Genomic DNA, 19,967 nt, shown 5'->3' with positions numbered 1-19,967 from the left:
CGACACGACGGAATGCCCGGTCGCCGGGTTCTTGCCGCCATTGGCGAGGAAGCGGCCGGCCAGGGCCAGTTGCCGGCAGCTCATGCCGATCGCGCAATGGTGGAAATAGACGCCCAGCGCCAGTTCCGGCGCGTGATTGAGATTGCCGAACGATTTCATGTAATTGGCAAGCGCGAAATTGCGAAAGCCGGTGGCGCGTTCGGACGCGGCGACCTCGCGGTCGATGATGATCGTGTCGTCATCGGCCAGGAACTGGATGAAGCGCAGGATCTCGCCGATCGCCTCGCGCGGCTGATGGCCGGCGAGCAGGATGTCGGAGACGACGATGGCGCCGGCATTGATGAATGGATTGCGCGGAATGCCGTTCTCGTGCTCGAGCTGGACGATCGAGTTGAACGGATTGCCCGAAGGTTCGCGCCCAACCCGCTGCCACAGCGCGTCGCCGACATTGCCAAGCGCCAGCGTCAGCGTGAACACCTTTGAGATGCTCTGGATCGAAAACGCCTCGTCGGCGTCGCCCGCGGTCAGCACGCGGCCGTCATTGGTCACCGCGGCAATGCCGAATTTTTTCGGATCGATCTTGCCGAGCTGGGGAATATAGCTGGCGACGTCGCCGCGATCGGCACGCTCCGCCATTTCGGCGGCGACCTCGCGCAATGCCTGTTCAAGCTGGGGGACCTGTCCAAGTTGGGGCGCTGTTCAAGCTCCGGCATCGTCGTCCCCGCTACTTCAGCCAGCGTTCGATACGCGCCATCGCCTCGACCATGTCGTCGTGGCTGCCGGCGTAGGAAAAGCGCATCGTGCGATGGCCCTGCAGCGGATCGAAATCGCGGCCGGGCGTCGCCGCCACATGCGCCTCGGCCAACATCCGGCGCGCAAACGCCATGCTGTCATTGGTGTGCCTGGTGACGTCGCAGAAGGCGTAAAAGGCGCCGTCCATCGGCGCGGCAAGCGCAAAGCCGAGTTCCGGCAGGCAATCAAGAGCTCGCGGTTCCAGGCATAGCGCGCCTTCACCGCTTCCAGTTCTGCCGTCGCCTTGAACGCCTCGATCGCGGCAATCTGGGACAGCTCGGGCGGCGAGATGTAGAGGCTCTGGGCGATGCGCTCGACCGGCCGCACCAGTTCCTGCGGCAGCACCATCCAGCCGATGCGCCAGCCGGTCATGCAATAATATTTCGAGAAGGAATTGATCACCGTCACATCCGCGCCGAAAGAAAGCGCGGTCGTGTCGGGCGCCGCATAGGCCAGCCGGTGGTAGATTTCGTCCGAGATGACGGCGATGCCGAGCTCTTGCGCCGTCTTGACCAGCGCCTCGAGATCGCCGGCGGGAATGACCGCGCCGGTCGGGTTGGCCGGGCTGGCGAACAGCACGCCCTTCAGCGGTTTTTCGCGATGCGCGGCTTGCAGGTGCTCGGCATGGAGATAGGCGGCGCCGTCCAACTCGATCTCGGCGATGTCGATGCCGAGCGCGGCCATGATGTTGCGATAGGCAGGATAGCCGGGCGCAGCGATGGCGACGCGGTCGCCTGGATCGAACATTGCCAGGAAAGCGAGGTTGAAGGCAGCCGACGATCCGGTGGTGACGGCTATCCGCTCGGGCGAAACGTCAAGCCCGTAATGCTCGCCATAATGCGCCGCGATCGCCTTGCGCAGACCGGCGAGGCCCAGCGCGTCGGTATAGCCGATGCGGCCTGCTTTCAAGGCGATCGTCGCCGCTTCGCGAACCCCGGCTGGCGCCGGATCGGAAGGCTGGCCGACGGCCATGGAAACGACCGGCAGGCCCTTGGCTTTCAGCCGATTCGCCTCGGCCAGGATGTCCATGGCGTGGAACGGTTCGACCGCGCCGCGGCGCGAAAGCGAAACAACCATTTTTCAATCCACCACACTTGTCCGCACGAGCCGGCCATGCTGGCCGCGCCGCACAAATGCCCGATTGGTGTGGGGATCACAAGTTCGGTAAGTTTAGGCTGCCGACTTTTCATCCTTCGCCCACTCGTCTACCAGTGGACCTGCCATGTTGAGCCGACCCAAATCGACGATCGCCAGGACAGCGCGCGCCTTCGCGACGCTTTCGCTTGCGGCGGTGGTCGCCATCACCGGCTCGGTCAATGCCTTTGCGCAGAATGTGCCGGTGGTGCGCGATGCAGAGATCGAGGCGCTGGTACGCGATTACGCGCGGCCGATCTTCAAGGCGGCGGGCTTGTCGGGCGATGCCATCAACATCGTGCTGGTCAACGACCAGAGCTTCAACGCCTTCGTTGCTGGCCGTCGCCTGTTCATCAACACCGGCGCGCTGATGACGGCCGAAACGCCCAACGAGATCATCGGTGTCATCGCCCACGAGGCCGGCCATATCGCCGGAGGGCACCAGCAGAAATTGCGAGAACAGCTCGAGCGCGCCAAGACGATGGCAATCCTGGCGACGCTGCTTGGCGCCGGCGCCATGGTGGCCGGCGCCACCAGCAACAGCCGCGGCCTCGCCGGGGCCGGCATGGGCGTGATGGCCGGCGGCGGCGAGATGGCGCAACGCAGTATCCTCGCCTATCAGCGCACCGAAGAGATGACCGCCGACCGTTCGGCGATCACCTATCTCAATGCTACCGGCCAGTCCGGCATGGGCATGCTGAAGACTTTCAACCGTTTCCAAAACGCATTGTCGCTCTCGGGCGCGCAAGTCGATCCCTACAGGATCAGCCATCCGATGCCGCAGGAGCGTGTCGCCAATCTCGAAGTGCTGGTGAAGCAGAGCCCTTACGTCGACAAGGTCGACCCCCCTGCACTGCAGCAGCGCCATGATATGATGCGCATCAAGATCGCCGCCTATATGCAGGGACAGGCCGCGGCGGCGCGATTGATGCGAAAGAACCCCGGCAGCCTCGCCTCGCGCTATGGCGACGCGCAGATGACGTACCTTTTCGGCAATCTGGCGTCGGCGCTCACCAAGACCAACGCGTTGATCAAGGAACAGCCGAAAAATCCCTATTTCCAGGAATTGCGCGGCGATATCCTGATGAAGGCGAACCGGCCGAAGGATGCGGCGGACGCCTATGCCAAGTCGGTCAGCCTCGATCCGGCGCGATCCGGGCTGCTGCCGGTCTCTTACGGCCAGGCGCTGATGGCCATCGGCACGGCGGATTCGCTGAAGAAGGCGGTGGCGCAGATCAACACCGGCCTCGGGCGGGATCGCGAAAACGCCGCCGGATACCGCTATCTGGCACAGGCCTACGGGGAACTCGGCAACATCCCGGCCGCCGAGCTTGCAACCGCCGAAGGGCATTTCTATTCCGGCGACTACAAGAATGCGAAAATCTTCGCCATGCGGGCGCAGCAGAGCATGAAGCGGGGCGAGCCGGGCTGGCTTCGCGCGCAGGACATAATAAACTACGCACCATCAGGTAAGAAGAAGTGAACCTTTCGGACGCACGCTGCGACACAGCCAAACCGAGCGGACCCGAACACAGGCAAGAGGATCGAGGATCATGACCAAGGCAATTCTGCTGGGCACTACCGGAGTGGCAGCGGCCCTCGCCATGCTGGCGTTCGGCTTCGTCGCCGGCAATCCGCAGACGGCGAAGGCCGGCACGGCGCAGCTTGTCCAGATGGCATCCTCGGAAACCAAGCTCGACCGAACCGAAGTCGAAGGCATCGTCCGCGACTATCTCCTGAAGAACCCGGAAGTGCTTCTGGAGGCCCAGCAGGCACTCGAGGCCAAGCAGAAGGAAGAACAGCGCGTCGCCAGTCTCGGCGTCATCAAAGACGCCAAGGACCAGATCTTCAATTCCTCCTTCGACGGCGTTGTCGGCAACCCGAACGGCAAGGTCACCATCGTCGAGTTCTACGATTACAATTGCGGCTACTGCAAACGCGCCATCGACGACATGCGCGCGCTGACCAAAGCCGACCCGGACCTGCGTTTCGTGCTCAAGGAGTTCCCGATCCTCGGCCCGGATTCGCAGAAGGCGAGCGTCGTCTCGATGGCCTTCCATTTGATGAAGCCGGAGAAATACGGCGAGTTCCACAACGCGCTGCTCGGCGGCCAGGGGCGCGCCACCGAGGCGGCGGCAATCAAGGTGGCGCTGTCGCTCGGCGCCGACGAGGCGGCGCTGCGCGAAAAGATGAAGGACCCGAGCATCACCGAGGCCTTCTCCAAGACATATGATCTCGCCACCAAGCTCGCCATCACCGGAACGCCGTCCTATGTCGTCGGCAACGAGGTGGTGTTCGGCGCGCTTGGCCAGGAAGTGCTGGCCGAAAAGATCGAGGCGGCGAAGGCCGCGCTCTGATTAGCGTTCGGGTTTCGATCAGGCTGCGGGTTTCCGGCACGGGCCGTTTTCCGGCTGCTGTGGACGGCGAAAGAACGCACTTGCGCTCTTTTCGCCAGCGTCTATGCCCATTATAGAGGGTCCGGCGCGCCGGCTGAGCCGCGCCGGGAAAGGTCGGCATTTTTTGAAAACGGTTTTCGTCCTGAACGGCCCCAATCTCAACGCGCTCGGCAAGCGCGAGCCGGGCATCTATGGCGGCAAGACGCTTGCCGCGATCGCCGACGACTGCAAGCAGGCGGGTGCCGCACTTGGGCTTGAGATCGATTTCCGCCAGTCGAACCATGAGGGCGACCTCGTCGACTGGATCCAGGAGGCCGCCGACAAGGCCGCCGCAATCGTCATCAATCCGGGCGCCTACGGCCATACCTCGATCGCCATTCACGATGCCATCCGCGCTGTCGCGCCGCTGCCGGTCGCTGAGGTGCATCTCTCCAACATCCACGCGCGGGAACCATTCCGCCACGTCTCCATGGTCGCGCCGGTCGCCGTCGGCATGATCTGCGGGTTCGGGCCGCTCGGCTACACGCTGGCGCTGCAGGCGCTGGCTGCACGCCTATGACCGGCCAACAAACAGAAGGCTCGAAAATGTCGATAAAGAAGAACGGTGTTGACCAGCAGCTGATCCGCGATCTGGCGGGCATACTGAACGACACCAACCTGACCGAGATCGAGGTCGAGCTGGGCGATCTGAAGGTGCGCGTCTCGCGGCAGGCGCCGGCCGTCCATGCTGTCGCCGCAGCTCAGCCGGCTTATGCCCCGGCAGCCGCGCAGCCTGCGGCAGCGGCCGCCCCGGCGACGCCCGACGTGTCGAAGAACGCCGTCGCCTCGCCAATGGTCGGCACCGCCTACCTGGCACCGTCGCCCGACGCCAGGCCGTTCATCGAAATCGGCCAGAAGGTCAAGGAAGGCCAGACGCTGCTGATCATCGAAGCAATGAAGACGATGAACCAGATCCCCTCGCCGCGCGCCGGCACGGTGACGGCGATCCTGTTTGAAGATGCGCAGCCGGTCGAATATGGCATGCCGCTCGTCGTGATCGAGTAGAGCCGGGAACAGGCGAAAGATGTTCCAGAAAATCCTCATCGCCAATCGCGGCGAAATCGCCCTCAGGGTGCTGCGCGCCTGCAAGGAACTCGGCATCCAGACGGTGGTGGTGCATTCGACCGCCGACGCCGACGCCATGCATGTGCGTCTCGCCGACGAGAGCGTCTGCATCGGCCCGCCGCCGTCGCGCGACAGCTATCTCAATATCCACCAGATCGTCGCCGCCTGCGAGATCACCGGCGCCGACGCGGTGCATCCCGGCTACGGTTTTCTGTCGGAGAACGCCAAGTTCGCCGACATCCTTGCCGCGCACAACATCACCTTCATCGGCCCGACCGGCGACCATATCCGCATCATGGGCGACAAGATCGAGGCCAAGCGCACCGCAAAACGCCTCGGCATTCCCGTGGTGCCCGGCTCCGACGGTGCGGTCACTGAGGACAAGGAAGCCAAGCGCATTGCCGCCGCGATCGGCTACCCCGTGATCATCAAGGCGTCGGCCGGCGGCGGCGGGCGCGGCATGAAAGTGGCGCGTAGCGAGGCCGACCTCGAGGTGGCGCTGCAGACGGCACGCTCGGAGGCGGGTGCGGCCTTCGGCGACGACGCCGTCTATATCGAGAAATATCTGCAGAAGCCGCGCCATATCGAAGTGCAGGTGTTCGGCGACGGTGCCGGGCGCGGCGTGCATTTCGGCGAGCGCGACTGCTCGCTGCAGCGCCGCCACCAGAAGGTCTGGGAAGAAGCGCCCTCGCCGGCGCTCAATGCCGAGGAGCGCGCGCATATTGGCGGCGTCTGCGCCAGGGCGATCGCCGATCTCGGCTATTCCGGCGCCGGCACCATCGAATTCCTCTATGAGGACGGCGAGTTCTATTTCATCGAGATGAACACGCGCCTGCAGGTCGAACATCCGGTGACCGAGGCGATTACCGGCATCGATCTCGTGCACGAGCAGATCCGCGTCGCCTCGGGCGGCGGGCTTTCGGTGCGCCAGGAAGATATCCGCTTCCACGGCCATGCCATCGAATGCCGCATCAATGCAGAGGATCCGCGCACCTTCACCCCGTCGCCGGGCACCATCACCCATTTCCACACGCCGGGCGGCCTCGGCATCCGCGTCGATTCCGGCGTCTATTCCGGCTACAAGATCCCGCCCTACTACGACAGCCTGATCGGCAAGCTGATCGTGCACGGCCGCAACCGCGTCGAATGCATGATGCGGCTGCGGCGCGCGCTCGACGAATTCGTCGTCGACGGCATCAAGACGACGCTGCCGCTGTTTCGCGACCTCGTCGGCAACGCCGACATCGCCAATGGCGACTACGATATCCACTGGCTGGAAAAATACCTGGCCGAAGGCGAGTGATACAGGGGCGAAGCGATGACCCGTCCCTACGCACCCGGTTATCGCATCCCGACCGACCTTTTGCTCAAAGCCTATGCCTCCGGCGTCTTCCCGATGGCCGAAAGCGCCAATGACCCCGAAGTGTTCTGGGTGCGGCCGGAGACGCGCGGCATCATTCCGCTCGACGGGTTCCACATACCGAAAAGTCTGAGAAAGACGATCCGCAAGAACCTGTTCGAGTTCCGCATCGATTTCGACTTCGAGGCGACGATCGAGGCCTGCGCCGAAAGGCGCGAGGAACGTCGGTCGACCTGGATCAACGCGCCGATCCGCGAAGCCTATATCGAGTTGCATCGGATGGGCCATTGCCATTCGGTCGAGGCCTGGCACGACGACCGGTTGGTCGGCGGCCTCTACGGCGTATCGCTTGGCCGCGTGTTCTTCGGCGAGAGCATGTTCGCCAGGGAGACCGATGCGTCAAAGGCCTGCCTGGTTCACCTCGTCGAACGCCTGAAGGCGCGCGGCTTTGCACTGCTCGATACGCAGTTCACCACCGAGCATCTGAAACGCTTCGGCGCAATCGACGTGCCGCGCGGCAAATACGAGAAGATGCTGGCCGAGGCGCTGAAGGGCGAGGCTGTGTTTTTTCCGTGACCTAGAACGGTTCATCGTTTCGAACCGGTCTATCTCTTTGTTTTGACGCAATTTCGGACGGAAAACCGTTCACACTTTTCCTGGAATTGCTCTAGCGGCCGGTTGGCGTTTTGCTGCCGTCACAGCGGCGTCTGTGCGTGGAACATCATTTTCCAGCCATTGACGCGGTGGACATAGCCGGTGCTGACCAGCGCCGCATAGGCTTCGCCATCTTGCCGCGTCGCACGCGCCTCGTAGGTCAGCATGACGATGTCGCTGCCCGGCTCGATGATGCCTTTGAGGTCGATGTCGAGATCGCGCCAGCGGTTCGGGTCCGTGGCAGTTGCGGCCAGATCGGTATTGCTCATCACCCGCGCCATCTGCGGGAAGGCCACCAGGCATTCGATATCGGCATTGGCCTTGAAATAGTCGGCACCGCCGCTCCAGAATCCCCTTTCGATGTCGAGAAGTTCGTTCTTGTTGGCCATCATCATGGCAAGCTCCTCCGTAGAGAGGCACCAACGCTTGGGCAACACGGCGGTTCCGCAAGGCGCGGTATCCGCTGCCGCACTGACAGATTCTAGTTGGTTTTGGGGGCAGCCGGTGCCGGCACGTCGGACTTCTGCTTGCAGCCCTTCAGCCAGATATCATAGACGGCATGCTCGACGGCGTTGATCCCGGGGCTTTCGGCAAACATCCAGCCGGTGAAGATACGGCGTATTTTCCGGTCGAGCGTGATCTCGTCGACCTCGACGAACGAATCCGTCTTCGGCTCTTCGTTTTCGGGCCGCGAATAGCAGATGCGCGGCGTCACCTGCAAAGCGCCGAACTGCACCGTCTCGTCGATGTAGACATCGAAGGTGATGATACGGCCGGTGATCTTGTCGATGCCGGCGAATTCAGCGACGGGATTGGTGATGCGCTCGGATACTGCGGGTGCTGCAGGCGCCACGGACGCGTCCGGTGCAGGCGGCGCCAATTCCTGCGCAGCAGCAAGCACCACCATAGAAGCGAGAACGACCGCGGTTAATCCGCCCGTCAAAATTCGGCTGAACATGCTCATGCAAGGTCCGGTGGTTTGCGCCCGGGTGATTCTCTTAATGCCAAGGCTAGTTGCTGCTGTCGGATCAGCAAACAGCTAAACGGCAATTGTGGCGACAAAGGACCGCCCCCTGGGGGCCGCGCCCTTGGGGACCGCGCTCGTGTCGCGGCAATCGATCACGAGCCAGGCGTCCAGGCGTCGTAGTCGCCCGTCACCTGCGGACGATGCTGGTTGGTCAGCACCGAGCCCTTCGGCCGATAGGCTGCGGGGCTGCCGGTGAGGTTCGGCACATGCGGCTTTTGCCACTCGCGTGGCTTGTAGTCTTCGCTTGGCGGCGCAACGTCGACACGGTGATGGATCCAGCCATGCCAGCCGGGCGGAATCGCCGAGGCTTCCGAATAGTCGCGGTAGATGACCCAGCGACGGGTGCGGCCTTCCGAATCGACGCCGCCCTCATAGTAGACGTTGCCGACCTCGTCCTGCCCGACCTTGTTGCCATGCCGCCAGGTGTGGAAGCGCGTTCCCAATGTCTGGCTGTTCCACCAGGTGAAAAACTGCAGAAGGAAAGTTTTCATCCAAATCCTCGTGGCAAGTCCTTGTAGCAAGTCCTCGCGGCGGCTGCGGCGCCTGTTCCTGCTTATGGCGTCACGGCATTGCGAAGGCAAGGGTCTTGCCGCAACCGACGAGCAAATGGCTGGCGGTAAAGCGAAACGTTCATGCGATTTTCGCGTCCGCCCGAAGCAGATGAAATGGGTTGTTGGCGACCTTACGCAGCGTTATTCTAGGAGTTGATGCTTCGTTGCCTCAAGGACGGCAAATGAGAGGGGCTCATGTCATCGCTGGCGGGCACGGCCGGTCGCGCATTGCCGCAGGTCGTTGAGGCGATCTACGATTCGATTGCCGACGTCGACCGCTGGCAGGCGACACTCGAGGCCATCTGCAGCCTGGCGGAAGGCCAGCTTGCCATGCTCGCCGTCATCGACACGATCAACAGCTCCGCGCGGTTTTCGGTGTCCTGCGGCGATCCCGCAGTTCTTGAGCCGTTGAAGCATGACTACGGCTCGCAAGTGCCGTTCTATGCGGCGGTTCCCTGGAGATCGACGTGCCGTTCACCGTCGATTCGATCTACGCCCTGCAAGGCCCGGATACGCGACAGAGATGGCTCGAAAGCCGCATCGTGCGCGAATGGGTGCAACCCAACCGCCTGGACGATTTCTTCTGGGTGGCGTTGATGAAGCGGCCGACCCGGATCGGCACGCTAATGGTGGTGACCGACAAGGACAGGCGCCAGATTTCCCGCGAGGATCTCGAGCTTGTCTGCCTGCTGGCGCCGCATGTGCGGCGCGCGGTGACCATCGGCGACCTGTTCGAGGCCGAGCGGCGCAAGGCCGAAATCTTCCGCTCCATCATCGAAAGCCTCGACCATCCGGTGCTGATCGTCGCCGAAGACATGACCATCATCTTCGCCAACCCGTCAGCCGAAGCGCTGCTCGCCGAAAACATTTCGGTTGCTTGCGTGCGCGGCCAGCTTTCATTCACCTATGCCAACGCCAACGCCGCAATCGGCCGCGCCGTCCAGCTCGGAACGCGCGACGAATTCGCGCTCGGACCTTGCGGCATCAACATTCCCCTGGCCAAGACGGCCGTTCCGGCGGTGGCCCATGTGATGCCGCTGGCGCGGCATGAAATCTCGGCGCGCATCTCGCAGCGCGCCGCCGCAGCGATCTTCATCGCGGCGGCCGGTTCGGCACCAATCCCGGCGCTTGAAGCCATTGCGGCGCTGTTCGGGCTGACCGCGGCAGAAAGGCGCGTCGCCGGTCACGTTGCCGCCGGCCTGACGCGAAAGGAAATCGCCGCCGCCGCCGGCGTCTCGGACGGCACCGTCAAGTCGCAGTTGGCGACGATCTTCGACAAGACCGGTACAGGTGATCAGCGCGAGCTCGAACTCTTGATGCGTGAATTGTCGCCGCCCTTGCGCTCCAGTTGATTTTGCGCAGGTTCCCCGGACCGGCAGCGGTCCAAAAGACTCGGCCGGCAAGTTTTTCAAGCCCTTGAGACCATCGTCCGCAAAATCTGCGAAACGAAACCGGCATCGTTGCAATTCGGCCAAAATCATGGTGCGGTCGTTCGCGGTCCAGAAACGCGGCACTATGCTCGGCTGGAATGAAAATTGTTTCTGGCACGGATCTCGATCTTTGACACCGACATCTACCGAGCGGCTGCTCCCCTACCTCTTTCTGCTTGGGCTGATCGCAATCGCGGTCGCTTTCCGGCCACTGCTGCCCGTCGACGAAACGCGATATCTCAGCGTCACCTGGGAAATGTATCTGAGCGGACAGATCTTCGTCCCGACGATGAATTTCGCGCCCTATCTGCAGAAGCCGCCACTGCTGTTTTGGCTTATCGACCTTGTCTGGACCGTTTTCGGCGCCAGCAGGCCGGCGGCGATGTTGGTCATCTTCGCCGCCTCCTCGCTCGTCATCTGGCTGACGACGGCTTTGGCAAAGACCCTGTTTCCGGGCCGCGACGACATCGCGCGGCGCATCCCCTGGCTGGTCGCCGGAAGCAGCGTGTTCGTCATCTATTCGACACTGATCCTGTTCGACCTGCTGCTGACGGTCTTTGTGCTCGCCGCGCTGTTGTCGTTGGTTGCCTTTGCCCGGAGCGGCAACCGCTGGCAGGCCGTTCTGGCCGGGCTGTTCATCGGCATGGGCGTGCTGACGAAAGGCCCGGTGGTGCTGATCCATATCGGCGCGCCCATCCTGTTCTACCCGTTCTGGCGCGACCGGCGGGCGGGACTGGCGACACCGAACTTCCTCGCTGGAGTGGGCCTGGCAGTGCTCGCCGCGCTGATTCCGGTGGCAATCTGGCTGGTGCCGGCGACGATCCTGACAAAAGGCAATTTCGTCTATGATCTCGTCTGGAACCAGTCGGCGGGACGTGTCACCGGCAATCTACGCAATTCGCACGGCCGGCCGTTCTACTTCTATCTGCTGCTGCTGCCGGTCATGTTCATACCGTGGATCTTCATACCCGAGGTGTGGCGGCTGAAGCTGCGCACGCGGATACGCAGCCTGATCGAGACGAAGTCGCCGGATCTGCGCGCCTTACGCCTGCTGTCGTTCTCGTTCGTTGCCGTGTTTCTGGTATTCAGCGCGATATCCGGCAAGCAGCCCCACTATGTCGTGCCGATGTTGCCGTTCGTGGTCATCCTGTTCGGATATTTCATGGCGGAGATCCCGCTCGCCAGGCTGAAGAGCTCGGCCGTGGTCATGCTTGTCATTTTCGGCATCGGCCACGCGGTGGCATCGGCAACCGCGTTCAAACGCTATGACCTGACGCCGCTCGCCAACTTTATCGACGAGCGAAAGGATGCGGACTGGGCCGTGGCTTTCGACTATCAAGGCGAAGTCGGCTTCCTGGCCCGGTTGCAAAGGCCATTCGAAAGCACCGACAAACCGGAAGAATGGCTTGGCTCGCATCCCAGCGGCTATGTCATCGACAAGGTTTCCAAGGATCCGGGCTCTGCAGGGCAAATCGCGTTCCGGCTTCGCGTCGAACGCGGTTATCTCGTCGTGCTGAAGGGACAGCATTGACGATCGTCACCAGTACGCGAGTTCGTCCCCCGCGCGGGAGATGAAGGCGTCGCTGCTTCGTGGTTCCATCGCTCGATAGAACCGGGAGGTATTCATGCGCAAGCTCATCTCGACGATGCTTTTTGTCTTATCGCTCGCTGTGGCCGGCCTTGCCGCCGATCCGGCATGGAGCTTCAAATGTCAGTCCGGAACGATTGGGCAAGGCAGTTGCTCGTGCTCCGGGACCGCAGACTGCACCGACATGCGGCATTCCAAAATGTGCAAGGGCGACCTGAACTGCGGTTCGGGCAAATGCTCCTGCACGGCCGCATTGGTAGTCGACCCAGGCCCGAAAACCCCCAAGCCGAAGGTCGTCGCGCCGAAGGCGACAACCGAAGGCGCCGTGAAGCAGTAGCCATCCGATCCGAAAGGACGGCGGCGGCTCAACGTCGCTGGGCCCGCCCGATGTTTCGCGGTTCATCCCCCGTGCGGGCGATGAACCGCCATCGAAGAAATGCTGCTGTCTAGCCGGAGGGTGGTTTCCAACGACAGAGCGAGGATACCATGTTGAAAACCTGCACGATGCTGTTCTTTTGCCTGATGGCGGCCACCGCGGCCGCCCAGCCGCCGCCTTCGGGGCCGCCGATTCCCAGTGCGGCACTTGCCCCATGCAACCCCGCACAATCGAACAAGCCCTGCAAAGCTGAACTCGGCGTGTTCCTAATCACCAACACCGTCCGCAACCTGGCGCAAGCCAAGGTCGACGCCACCAACGCACAGCTGGCCGCCCAGGGACGATCGTCGCGCGCATCGATCGAATCGCTGAAGCAATGGCGGCCGTCGCGCTTTGCGACGCAGATGCTGAACCAGCCGAACAGCTGGTTTGTCAAAGTTCCTTACATCCTGACCATCAAAGTCTCGATCCCGGTGACCTCCGACCGTCACATCGGCATTCCCATAGACGTCAACGTCTTCTGCAGCGGCTGGCAGACCGATTCCAGCCAGGTCATCATCCGCTCGCAACCCGGCCCGGCGAGCTTCGAGGGCGGCAACATCCTCGAAGACGTTTTCAACGTCGGCAATTACATCGACGCCCAGGTACGCAGCTCGTTTTCGGCACCCCTGCCGGTGACGACGCCGGTTCCGAATTCGAAATGCTCGGCCATAGACGGCTCCGATGCCGGCACGCAGGCCACCGACGATGATCTCATCTTCTGGACGGTGCCGCGACGCAACCTGGTGGTGACGGACGCCATAGCCAAGCCGACGATAGAAGTGACCTTCGACAGCCTCACACGCCTGCCAGCCCGCGACTTCCACAACAATGTCGTCTATGCGGAATCCGAGGCCATAAACCTCCACGTCTACGCCAATGAGGATGGCCTCCAGAAGGCGCTGACGATGCGCGAAGGCGATGTGGCTGCGCTGAACCTTCCCGCAGTACGGCTCGACGCGCGAAAATACGATTCGCTGGTCGTCATCGGCAATGTCGATCAGCCGCCGAACGATCCCAGAGACAGCGCCTTCGCAGTTGCGGCCAAGACTGCGGGATTCGGCGCCGGTTCCAAGATCATGCAGATCCCGAAGTGGTATTCGAGGCCGCCGGACCAGTTCAATCCCAAGCCTACATGGATCAGAGTTCCGGGCTACGAGCTGCACTATACGGTGCGCTATCTCAACAGCGGCGGGCTGGCCGTCGATGGTGGAACCAATACGGTCCGGCCTCCAAAAGTCGCCGTTCCGAGAAAGACGCTTATCAAGCCGAAAACGCCCTGACGCGGCCGCTCGCGGATGACGGCGGCGGTTCAGACCGCTGCCGCCGTCCCCCGCGCGGCCGATGCGGCAGCGCCGGCTTCATGGCCTGATCTTGCGGGAACAAACGCGCCGCTGCGCCACGAGCGAGCGGCGCCATCGATGGAGACAAGCGATGCTGCACCTTACCCACACCATGCCCGCCGCCCGGATCATTGCGGCAATCTCGCTGCTTGCCTTCCCGAACTTCCTGCCGCCGGTCACGAGCCCGGCGAACGCGCTGCCGGTAAGCCAATCCTGCAGGATCACCACGTATTACAAGACTGCGGCAAAGGCGACGGAGGTTGGCGTGCGCTCGACGTGCCAGGGCGTCAAAAAATGGGGCGTCACCTCGAAATATTACGAGGTCCAAAAGATCGAAGCCGCCACGCCCCCGCACACGTCGGGTGGCGGCGGCAGCCTGCCGTGCGAGTTTCTCGCCGCCGGCTGCTCCAACCTGCCTGAGAAACGCAACTGAGCGTCAGGCGAACGAACTAGCCGATCGCCTTCTCCAAAACCAGCGCCGGCAATCCCGAGGCGCCGCCGCAATCGGCCGTGTTGCCGGCGGGCAAGAACCCTCTCGCACGGTAAAAGGCGATGGCCGGAGCATTTGCTTCCTCGACCTCGACGCGCAGCGTCCGGGCCTCCGGAAAGCTGGCCTCGATCTCGTCCAGCAGCGCCTGGCCGATGCCTTGCCTCTGCCAGGCCGGATGCACGTAAAGCTGGTTCAGCATGACGATCCCGGGATCCGTGGTGGCGGCGGCGAAGGCCATGCCGCCGATGCTCTTGCCGTCGTCGGCGAGCAGGAACTCCGAGTTCGGCCGCGTCAGCCGGGCTTTGAGTGCGGCAATCGAATGCCATTCATCGGTGATTTCGGTGACCCGCGCCGCGCCGTAGATGGCGTCATAGGTGGCATGCCATGTCTCGACCAGCAATGCGCGCACCGCCGCAAGATCGCGCTCGCTGGCGGTACGGACGAACATCCTACTCGATCCCGAGCCTGGCCTTGACCAGCTCGTTGACCGCCTGCGGATTGGCCTTGCCGCCGGTCGCCTTCATCACCTGGCCGACGAACCAGCCGGCCATGGTCGGCTTGGCGCGCGCCTGCTCGACCTTGTCCGGGTTGGCCGCGATCACCTCGTCCACCGCCTTTTCGATGGCGCCGGTATCGGTGACCTGCTTCATGCCGCGGCTTTCGACCAGCTGACGCGGATCGCCGCCCTCGTTCCAGACGATCTCGAACAGATCCTTGGCGATCTTACCGGAGATGGTGCCTTCCTTGATCAGATCGATGACCGCGCCAAGCTGGTTTGGCGAAACAGGAGCGTTTTCAATATCTTTGCCGGCCTTGTTCAAGGCCCCCAGGAGGTCGTTGATGACCCAGTTGGCGGCGAGCTTGCCGTCGCGCCCGGCCGCCACCTTCTCGAAATAATCGGCAATCGCCTTTTCCGAAACCAGGATCGAGGCATCGTAGGTCGACAGGCCGAGCGAGGTGATCAGCCGCGCCTTCTTGGCGTCCGGAAGTTCCGGCAGGTCCTTTGCCAGCGCGTCGACATAGGCCTGGTCGAATTCCAGCGGCAGAAGATCGGGATCGGGGAAATAGCGATAGTCGTGCGCTTCTTCCTTGGAGCGCATCGAGCGCGTCTCGCCCTTGTTGGGGTCGAACAGCCGCGTTTCCTGTTCGATCCTGCCGCCGTCCTCGAGGATGGCAATCTGCCGGCGCGCCTCATAGTCGATGGCCTGGCCGATGAAACGGATGGAGTTGACGTTCTTGATCTCGCAGCGCGTGCCGAATTCACCGCCGGGCCGGCGTACCGAGACGTTGACGTCGGCGCGCAGCGAGCCTTCGTCCATATTGCCGTCGCACGTGCCGAGATAGCGCACAATGGTGCGCAGCTTGGTGACATAGGCCTTGGCTTCATCGGCGGAGCGCATATCCGGCTTGGAGACGATCTCCATCAGCGCCACGCCGGAGCGGTTGAGATCGACATAGGACATCGTCGCATGCTGGTCGTGCATCGACTTGCCGGCATCCTGCTCAAGGTGCAGGCGCTCGATGCCGACCTCGATGTCCTCGAATTCGCCCTGCCGGTCCGGGCCGACCGAGACGATCACCTTGCCCTCGCCAACGATCGGCTGCTTGAACTGCGATATCTGGTAGCCCTGAGGCAGGTCGGGATAGAAATAGTTTTTCCTGTCGAAGACCGATTTGTGGTTGATCTCAGCCTTCAGGCCCAGCCCGGTACGGATCGCCTGCTTGACGCATTCCTCGTTGATGACCGGCAGCATGCCGGGCATCGCCGCGTCGACCAGGCTGACATTGGCATTGGGCGCAGCGCCGAAAATGGTCGAGGCGCCGGAAAACAGCTTTGCCTGCGAGGTCACCTGCGCATGGACCTCGAGGCCGATGATGATCTCCCAGTCGCCGGTGGCGCCGGGAACCAGGCGCTTGGCGTCGGGCGTGCGGGTATCGATAATGCTCATAAGGGCCTGCATATTGAAATTGCGGATATGCGAGAACGCATATTTTGATGTGCAACTTCGCTAGTGCAAACCGCCAAAAGAGACAAGCGCAAAGCCGCAGGCGCCGACGCGGCACAGGCCCGCACCTGCCGCGATGGACTGCTATAGCAGCTTGAAAAAATTCAATAGCCGGCAACCCGGCCGCGTCGCCTCATGCCGTGGCGATGTAGGCCCTGATCTCCTCGGCCTCCCGCTCGACATCCTCGATGCGCCGCTTGACCACGTCGCCGATCGACACGATGCCGTCGAGCAGCCCGTTCTTTTCCACCGGCAGATGGCGAAAGCGGCCCTTGGTCATGATCTCCATGACCTCGTTGACGGTGTGGTTCTCATTGCAGATCTTCACCTTGGGCGTCATCGCCGAGCGGATGGCAAGATCGAGCGCCGCGGCCCCCTCCTTGGCGAGGACCCGCACCACGTCGCGCTCGGAAAGAATGCCGACGATCTTGTGGTCGCCGTTGGTGATGACCAGCGCGCCGATCCTGTGTTCGGAAAGCATGCGGATGGCTTCGCTGAGCTTTTCGTTCGGCCCGAGCGTCACCACGTCGTGGCCTTTTGCCTCGAGAATTGCCTTAACAGTCATGGCGTCCTCCTCTGCATTTCCTGCCGGCTCCTGCCCTGGCCGGCTTTCCCTGGGATGAACATGGTGCGCCGCGATCGGCTGCATTTCAAGTGCGGAGGTCTCAGGTCTCCGGCTCGTCCGCCTGCCGGGGTGCATGCTCCCGCCGATCAAAAAACCGCAGGCCGAAGAAGCCGGCAAGAAAGCCGCCAATATGAGCTTCCCAGGCGATCTGGCCGTCGATGCCGGGCGCGAGGCCGAAGAGGCCGGTCGCGAGGTTGATCACCATCCACATGGCGAGAAAGGTGACGACGCCGCGCGAGCGCAGCACCGCCGCCATCGGCAAAGGCCGGCCGGCGAAGGCGGCCTTGCCCGACGAGCGGTCGATGCGGAAGCCATAGCGCGCCGCCGCGCCCATCATGCCGGAAATCGCGCCGGAGGCGCCGACCAGCGGCGCCTCGCCAAGCGGATGCATGGCCCAGAACAATGCCACCGCCGCCAGTCCGGTCGCGGCGAAGAACAGGCTGAAGCGCAGCGCGCCGAAGCGGTTGGCCAGCGGAGAGCCGAAGGCCGCGAGCCACACCATGTTGATGGCAAGATGGGCAAAGCCGCCATGCAGGAAGGCATACGTAAAGGGCCGAGAAAACAGGAACCAGTCGAAGCCGTATTGGCCAGTGTAGAGAACAGGAATGAAGGCCCCGTCGTACAATAGTATCAGCTGCTGGTCTTGGCTAAGCACATACTGCTGCATCAGAAAGACGCCGACGCAAATGCCGATCACCGCCAGCACGACGGGCGGCAGGTTGAACACCGGTTCGCGGCGCTCCGGTTCGCGGGCGACAGGCCCGCCCTCGCCCTGCTCGATCTCCGACGGGCTTTCTGGATCGCTCATATGGCTTGCACTCAGTCGCTGGATTGGACTTCGCGAGCATGTAGATCACGGCCAACCGAATCACAAACGACGAATCAGCAGCCCCGAATCAAAAAGAAGCCGTCCAAGGTTTCCCTTGAACGGCTGGTCGAGCCCCCTTGCTCCCCCGAACTCTTGACTGAAGTGCTGCCGATCGTCGCAAAACGACCGCTTCTGGAGTGGTTTTGGTGTGCCACAGGGCTGGCATGCGCGCAACGTAAACCAGTTGTTAACCTTAACCGCCCCGACCCGTGAACAAGTATTAACGATGCTGGCACGCATCCTGCTCCGCAACGCATGTAGGTCTTCGGAGGGCGCCCTTCTGTTCACCGATGGGACATCAGAAGACAGAATGCGCGGAGCAGCATTAGCATGAACCAGACCGGATCGATCACGCTGTTCCATTATTGGAACCGGTTGCGTGACGGACGCCCTGCCCCGAAGCGCTCGGAAGTCGAACCCGCCGACATCAAGTCGCTGCTGGCCGACACGTTCATCCTGGAAAAGGACACGCGCGGCGAAGCGGTGTTCCGGCTGGCCGGCACCAGGCTCTGCGCGGTCTATGGCCGCGAACTCAAGGGGTTTTCATTCCCTTCGCTGTGGCGCGAGAAGGACCAGCGGCTGATTTCGAAGCTGACCGACGGCGTCTTCGACCTGAAATCGGTGGCCCTCATCACCTATGAGGGTTTCAGCCGCACTGGTCGCTCCAACAGGTTCGAGCTGCTCGCGCTGCCGCTCGACGGCGGGGTCGAGAGCCCGCGCTGCCTCGGCGTGATAAGCACCGTCGAAAAGCCTTTCTGGCTGGGTGCCGACCCGGTCCTCGACGCCTTGATCGATTCGATCCGTGTCGTCGATCCCGACAAGGAGCCGATGTTCCTGAAGAACCGGCCGGCGATAGAGGTTCCCTCGCTCGCCCCATCGGAATTCGACCCGCCCGAGACGATTTCGGCGCTCGGCCAGGCCCGCCGCATCCGTCACCTGGTCGTCTTCGACGGCGGACGCGAGGAATGATGCCCAAAGATTAAAGCAACAGCGCCGGGCTTTCCCCTTTGTTAACCTGCTTTGTTGTAGTTTTCCGCTGAAATTCCCCGCATCCATGCGCGGAATGCCGAACGGGGTATGGCAGTGATGAGGTCAGCGGCGGTCGACCATGCGCCGTCCCAAGCTGAAAGGCGTAACTTTCAGCGCGTCCGCGTGAAGATTTACGGACGCTTCATGCTGGAAGACCGCACCGAACATCCCTGCCAGGTGGTCGACATGTCGCCCGGCAACGTTGCGCTGCGCACCGAGCGCGCCGGCCTGGCTGGCGAAAAGGTCATTGCCTATATCGATCACATCGGCCGCATCGAAGGCGTCATCACGCGCACCCTGCAGGATGGCTTTGCGATGACCGTCATCGCGTCGGAGCGCAAGAGGGACAAGCTCGCCGCGCAACTGACCTGGCTTGCCAACAAGCACGAGCTCGACCTGCCGGAAGACCGCCGCCATGAACGCGTCGCACCGCGCAACCCGACGAGCGTGCTGCAGCTTGCCGACGGACGGCAGTACCAGTGCCGCATCATCGACCTGTCGCTGTCTGGCGCGGCGATCGAGATCGACGTCAAGCCGGCCATCGGCGTCCAGGTGACGCTGGGCACCATGCGCGGCCAGGTGGTGCGCCATTTCGAAGATGGCATCGCCATCGAGTTCGCCGTCATCCAGCGGCCCGAAACACTCGACACCGAACTCAGCTCGTCCTGACAGCCAAAAACGAAACGGTCCGTTTTTTGAAGGCAAATCGCGTCAAGCAATGATGGGGTGATACCGCAGCAGGCGCCGTCGGCGAAACTGTCGATCTCCCCCTTGCGGGCAGGGGAATCGCATATGGCGATTTTGGGGTTGAGTTTAGGCTGAGAAAGGATTCTTTGGAGAGGCAGTTGAGCGAAGGAGCGACTGCCATTTCCTGCCTTGAGAGCTACTTTGGCGCGGTGCCTGATCCACGCGCGCCCAACGCCACGCACCGGCTTGGCGACCTGATCGTGATGATGATCGCAGCAAGCCTGTGCGGCGCCAGCAATGCGACGGAATTTGCCCTGTTCGCGCAGGAGCGCAAGCAGGCGCTGTCGCGGCTGATCGACTATGACGCAGCTCCCAGCCACGACACCTTCTCGCGGCTGCTGCGCCTGCTCGACCCGGAGGCCTTCGGTCGCGCCTTTGCTGCCTTTGCCGCAGCTTTCGCCCGAGCCA

Annotated in this window: 23 protein-coding genes and 1 pseudogene; 14 read left to right on the top strand and 10 right to left on the bottom strand. The window is 62.7% G+C overall.

What is annotated here, in order from left to right; translation table 11 throughout:
* On the bottom strand, window positions 1-636 hold a 636-nt coding region (gene glsA, locus E5W70_RS22415), incomplete at its 3' end, for a glutaminase A (RefSeq protein ID WP_292662521.1).
* 88 nt (window positions 637-724) lie between these two features.
* Window positions 725-1,869, bottom strand: a pseudogene (locus tag E5W70_RS22410) (aminotransferase class I/II-fold pyridoxal phosphate-dependent enzyme).
* A 145-nt stretch (window positions 1,870-2,014) separates the two neighbouring features.
* Between E5W70_RS22410 and E5W70_RS22405 the strand changes: the two are divergent.
* The 6 genes from E5W70_RS22405 (at window position 2,015) to aat (ending at window position 7,362) form a co-directional block, all read left to right on the top strand.
* Window positions 2,015-3,409: a M48 family metalloprotease gene (locus tag E5W70_RS22405; RefSeq protein WP_292662515.1), complete on the top strand. Its 1,395-nt coding sequence runs from the start codon at window positions 2,015-2,017 to the stop codon at window positions 3,407-3,409.
* Window positions 3,410-3,479: 70 nt separating this feature from the next.
* Window positions 3,480-4,283, top strand: a complete 804-nt coding sequence (locus E5W70_RS22400) for a DsbA family protein (protein ID WP_292662512.1) — start codon at window positions 3,480-3,482, stop codon at window positions 4,281-4,283.
* A gap of 163 nt (window positions 4,284-4,446) precedes the next feature.
* Window positions 4,447-4,881 (top strand): type II 3-dehydroquinate dehydratase, encoded by a 435-nt coding sequence (aroQ, locus tag E5W70_RS22395; protein WP_031211260.1) that lies wholly within the window; start codon window positions 4,447-4,449, stop codon window positions 4,879-4,881.
* Between the two features lie 26 nt (window positions 4,882-4,907).
* Window positions 4,908-5,366, top strand: a complete 459-nt coding sequence (accB, locus tag E5W70_RS22390) for an acetyl-CoA carboxylase biotin carboxyl carrier protein (RefSeq protein ID WP_292662508.1) — start codon at window positions 4,908-4,910, stop codon at window positions 5,364-5,366.
* Window positions 5,367-5,385: 19 nt separating this feature from the next.
* Window positions 5,386-6,729: an acetyl-CoA carboxylase biotin carboxylase subunit gene (gene accC / locus E5W70_RS22385; protein ID WP_023674822.1), complete on the top strand. Its 1,344-nt coding sequence runs from the start codon at window positions 5,386-5,388 to the stop codon at window positions 6,727-6,729.
* A gap of 15 nt (window positions 6,730-6,744) precedes the next feature.
* Window positions 6,745-7,362 (top strand): leucyl/phenylalanyl-tRNA--protein transferase, encoded by a 618-nt coding sequence (gene aat / locus E5W70_RS22380; RefSeq protein WP_292662502.1) that lies wholly within the window; start codon window positions 6,745-6,747, stop codon window positions 7,360-7,362.
* Between the two features lie 119 nt (window positions 7,363-7,481).
* Here aat and E5W70_RS22375 read toward each other — a convergent pair whose 3' ends face one another.
* The 4 genes from E5W70_RS22375 to E5W70_RS22360 all read right to left on the bottom strand — a co-directional run bounded on the left by E5W70_RS22375 (window position 7,482) and on the right by E5W70_RS22360 (window position 9,435).
* Complete coding sequence (locus tag E5W70_RS22375) at window positions 7,482-7,832, bottom strand: hypothetical protein (RefSeq protein WP_292662518.1); 351 nt, start codon at window positions 7,830-7,832, stop codon at window positions 7,482-7,484.
* Between the two features lie 89 nt (window positions 7,833-7,921).
* Window positions 7,922-8,404, bottom strand: coding sequence for a DUF2155 domain-containing protein (locus E5W70_RS22370; RefSeq protein WP_292662499.1), 483 nt, complete (start codon window positions 8,402-8,404; stop codon window positions 7,922-7,924).
* 155 nt (window positions 8,405-8,559) lie between these two features.
* Window positions 8,560-8,958, bottom strand: a complete 399-nt coding sequence (locus tag E5W70_RS22365; RefSeq protein WP_292662496.1) for an NADH:ubiquinone oxidoreductase subunit NDUFA12 — start codon at window positions 8,956-8,958, stop codon at window positions 8,560-8,562.
* 258 nt (window positions 8,959-9,216) lie between these two features.
* Window positions 9,217-9,435 carry a hypothetical protein gene (locus tag E5W70_RS22360; protein ID WP_292662494.1) on the bottom strand — a complete coding sequence of 73 codons (219 nt, stop codon included), beginning with the start codon at window positions 9,433-9,435 and terminating at the stop codon, window positions 9,217-9,219.
* A 50-nt stretch (window positions 9,436-9,485) separates the two neighbouring features.
* On the opposite strand from E5W70_RS22360, the gene E5W70_RS22355 reads away from it, so the two are divergent.
* The 5 genes from E5W70_RS22355 to E5W70_RS22335 all read left to right on the top strand — a co-directional run bounded on the left by E5W70_RS22355 (window position 9,486) and on the right by E5W70_RS22335 (window position 14,227).
* Window positions 9,486-10,370, top strand: a complete 885-nt coding sequence (locus E5W70_RS22355; protein WP_292662491.1) for a LuxR C-terminal-related transcriptional regulator — start codon at window positions 9,486-9,488, stop codon at window positions 10,368-10,370.
* Between the two features lie 208 nt (window positions 10,371-10,578).
* The gene (locus E5W70_RS22350) at window positions 10,579-11,979 is read left to right on the top strand and encodes a glycosyltransferase family 39 protein (RefSeq protein ID WP_292662488.1); all 1,401 of its coding nucleotides are present in this window, start codon (window positions 10,579-10,581) and stop codon (window positions 11,977-11,979) included.
* A 94-nt stretch (window positions 11,980-12,073) separates the two neighbouring features.
* The gene (locus E5W70_RS22345) at window positions 12,074-12,373 is read left to right on the top strand and encodes a hypothetical protein (RefSeq protein ID WP_292662485.1); all 300 of its coding nucleotides are present in this window, start codon (window positions 12,074-12,076) and stop codon (window positions 12,371-12,373) included.
* 149 nt (window positions 12,374-12,522) lie between these two features.
* Entirely contained in the window at window positions 12,523-13,734 is a 1,212-nt protein-coding gene (locus E5W70_RS22340) for a hypothetical protein (protein ID WP_292662482.1), read from the top strand.
* A gap of 151 nt (window positions 13,735-13,885) precedes the next feature.
* A complete protein-coding gene (locus E5W70_RS22335; RefSeq protein ID WP_292662480.1) occupies window positions 13,886-14,227 on the top strand; it encodes a hypothetical protein in 342 nt (113 codons plus the stop codon).
* Window positions 14,228-14,243: 16 nt separating this feature from the next.
* On the opposite strand, the gene E5W70_RS22330 is transcribed toward E5W70_RS22335, so the two are convergent.
* The 4 genes from E5W70_RS22330 to E5W70_RS22315 form a co-directional block, all read right to left on the bottom strand.
* Window positions 14,244-14,732: a GNAT family N-acetyltransferase gene (locus E5W70_RS22330; RefSeq protein ID WP_292662477.1), complete on the bottom strand. Its 489-nt coding sequence runs from the start codon at window positions 14,730-14,732 to the stop codon at window positions 14,244-14,246.
* Between the two features lies 1 nt (window position 14,733).
* A complete protein-coding gene (gene gatB / locus E5W70_RS22325) occupies window positions 14,734-16,233 on the bottom strand; it encodes an Asp-tRNA(Asn)/Glu-tRNA(Gln) amidotransferase subunit GatB (protein WP_292662474.1) in 1,500 nt (499 codons plus the stop codon).
* Window positions 16,234-16,423: 190 nt separating this feature from the next.
* Window positions 16,424-16,855, bottom strand: a complete 432-nt coding sequence (locus tag E5W70_RS22320; protein WP_023717464.1) for a CBS domain-containing protein — start codon at window positions 16,853-16,855, stop codon at window positions 16,424-16,426.
* Between the two features lie 100 nt (window positions 16,856-16,955).
* On the bottom strand, window positions 16,956-17,723 hold the full coding sequence (locus E5W70_RS22315) for a rhomboid family intramembrane serine protease (protein WP_292662471.1): 768 nt from the start codon (window positions 17,721-17,723) through the stop codon (window positions 16,956-16,958).
* 390 nt (window positions 17,724-18,113) lie between these two features.
* On the opposite strand from E5W70_RS22315, the gene E5W70_RS22310 reads away from it, so the two are divergent.
* The 3 genes from E5W70_RS22310 to E5W70_RS22300 all read left to right on the top strand — a co-directional run.
* Window positions 18,114-18,752: a PAS domain-containing protein gene (locus E5W70_RS22310; protein ID WP_292662468.1), complete on the top strand. Its 639-nt coding sequence runs from the start codon at window positions 18,114-18,116 to the stop codon at window positions 18,750-18,752.
* A 117-nt stretch (window positions 18,753-18,869) separates the two neighbouring features.
* The gene (locus tag E5W70_RS22305) at window positions 18,870-19,481 is read left to right on the top strand and encodes a PilZ domain-containing protein (protein ID WP_292662465.1); all 612 of its coding nucleotides are present in this window, start codon (window positions 18,870-18,872) and stop codon (window positions 19,479-19,481) included.
* A gap of 176 nt (window positions 19,482-19,657) precedes the next feature.
* Window positions 19,658-19,967: transposase family protein (locus E5W70_RS22300; protein WP_292662462.1), on the top strand; the 310-nt coding region annotated here is incomplete at its 3' end.

It is taken from the genome of Mesorhizobium sp. (genome assembly GCF_005063415.1).
GTDB lineage: Bacteria > Pseudomonadota > Alphaproteobacteria > Rhizobiales > Rhizobiaceae > Mesorhizobium.
This window is presented reverse-complemented; position numbering and strand designations above follow the sequence as displayed.

Bases quoted from the DNA above. Each gene is read 5' to 3' on its own strand.
- E5W70_RS22315 (WP_292662471.1), bottom strand. From the start codon at position 17,723: ATGAGCGATCCAGAAAGCCCGTCGGAGATCGAGCAGGGCGAGGGCGGG.
- E5W70_RS22370 (WP_292662499.1), bottom strand. From the start codon at position 8,404: ATGAGCATGTTCAGCCGAATTTTGACGGGCGGATTAACCGCGGTCGTT.
- E5W70_RS22365 (WP_292662496.1), bottom strand. From the start codon at position 8,958: ATGAAAACTTTCCTTCTGCAGTTTTTCACCTGGTGGAACAGCCAGACA.
- E5W70_RS22360 (WP_292662494.1), bottom strand. From the start codon at position 9,435: ATGCTTCAACGGCTCAAGAACTGCGGGATCGCCGCAGGACACCGAAAA.
- E5W70_RS22335 (WP_292662480.1), top strand. From the start codon at position 13,886: ATGCTGCACCTTACCCACACCATGCCCGCCGCCCGGATCATTGCGGCA.
- E5W70_RS22340 (WP_292662482.1), top strand. From the start codon at position 12,523: ATGTTGAAAACCTGCACGATGCTGTTCTTTTGCCTGATGGCGGCCACC.
- E5W70_RS22345 (WP_292662485.1), top strand. From the start codon at position 12,074: ATGCGCAAGCTCATCTCGACGATGCTTTTTGTCTTATCGCTCGCTGTG.
- aat (WP_292662502.1), top strand. From the start codon at position 6,745: ATGACCCGTCCCTACGCACCCGGTTATCGCATCCCGACCGACCTTTTG.
- E5W70_RS22375 (WP_292662518.1), bottom strand. From the start codon at position 7,832: ATGATGGCCAACAAGAACGAACTTCTCGACATCGAAAGGGGATTCTGG.
- accC (WP_023674822.1), top strand. From the start codon at position 5,386: ATGTTCCAGAAAATCCTCATCGCCAATCGCGGCGAAATCGCCCTCAGG.
- gatB (WP_292662474.1), bottom strand. From the start codon at position 16,233: ATGAGCATTATCGATACCCGCACGCCCGACGCCAAGCGCCTGGTTCCC.
- E5W70_RS22405 (WP_292662515.1), top strand. From the start codon at position 2,015: ATGTTGAGCCGACCCAAATCGACGATCGCCAGGACAGCGCGCGCCTTC.
- E5W70_RS22320 (WP_023717464.1), bottom strand. From the start codon at position 16,855: ATGACTGTTAAGGCAATTCTCGAGGCAAAAGGCCACGACGTGGTGACG.
- E5W70_RS22305 (WP_292662465.1), top strand. From the start codon at position 18,870: ATGAGGTCAGCGGCGGTCGACCATGCGCCGTCCCAAGCTGAAAGGCGT.
- E5W70_RS22310 (WP_292662468.1), top strand. From the start codon at position 18,114: ATGAACCAGACCGGATCGATCACGCTGTTCCATTATTGGAACCGGTTG.
- accB (WP_292662508.1), top strand. From the start codon at position 4,908: ATGTCGATAAAGAAGAACGGTGTTGACCAGCAGCTGATCCGCGATCTG.
- E5W70_RS22330 (WP_292662477.1), bottom strand. From the start codon at position 14,732: ATGTTCGTCCGTACCGCCAGCGAGCGCGATCTTGCGGCGGTGCGCGCA.
- E5W70_RS22400 (WP_292662512.1), top strand. From the start codon at position 3,480: ATGACCAAGGCAATTCTGCTGGGCACTACCGGAGTGGCAGCGGCCCTC.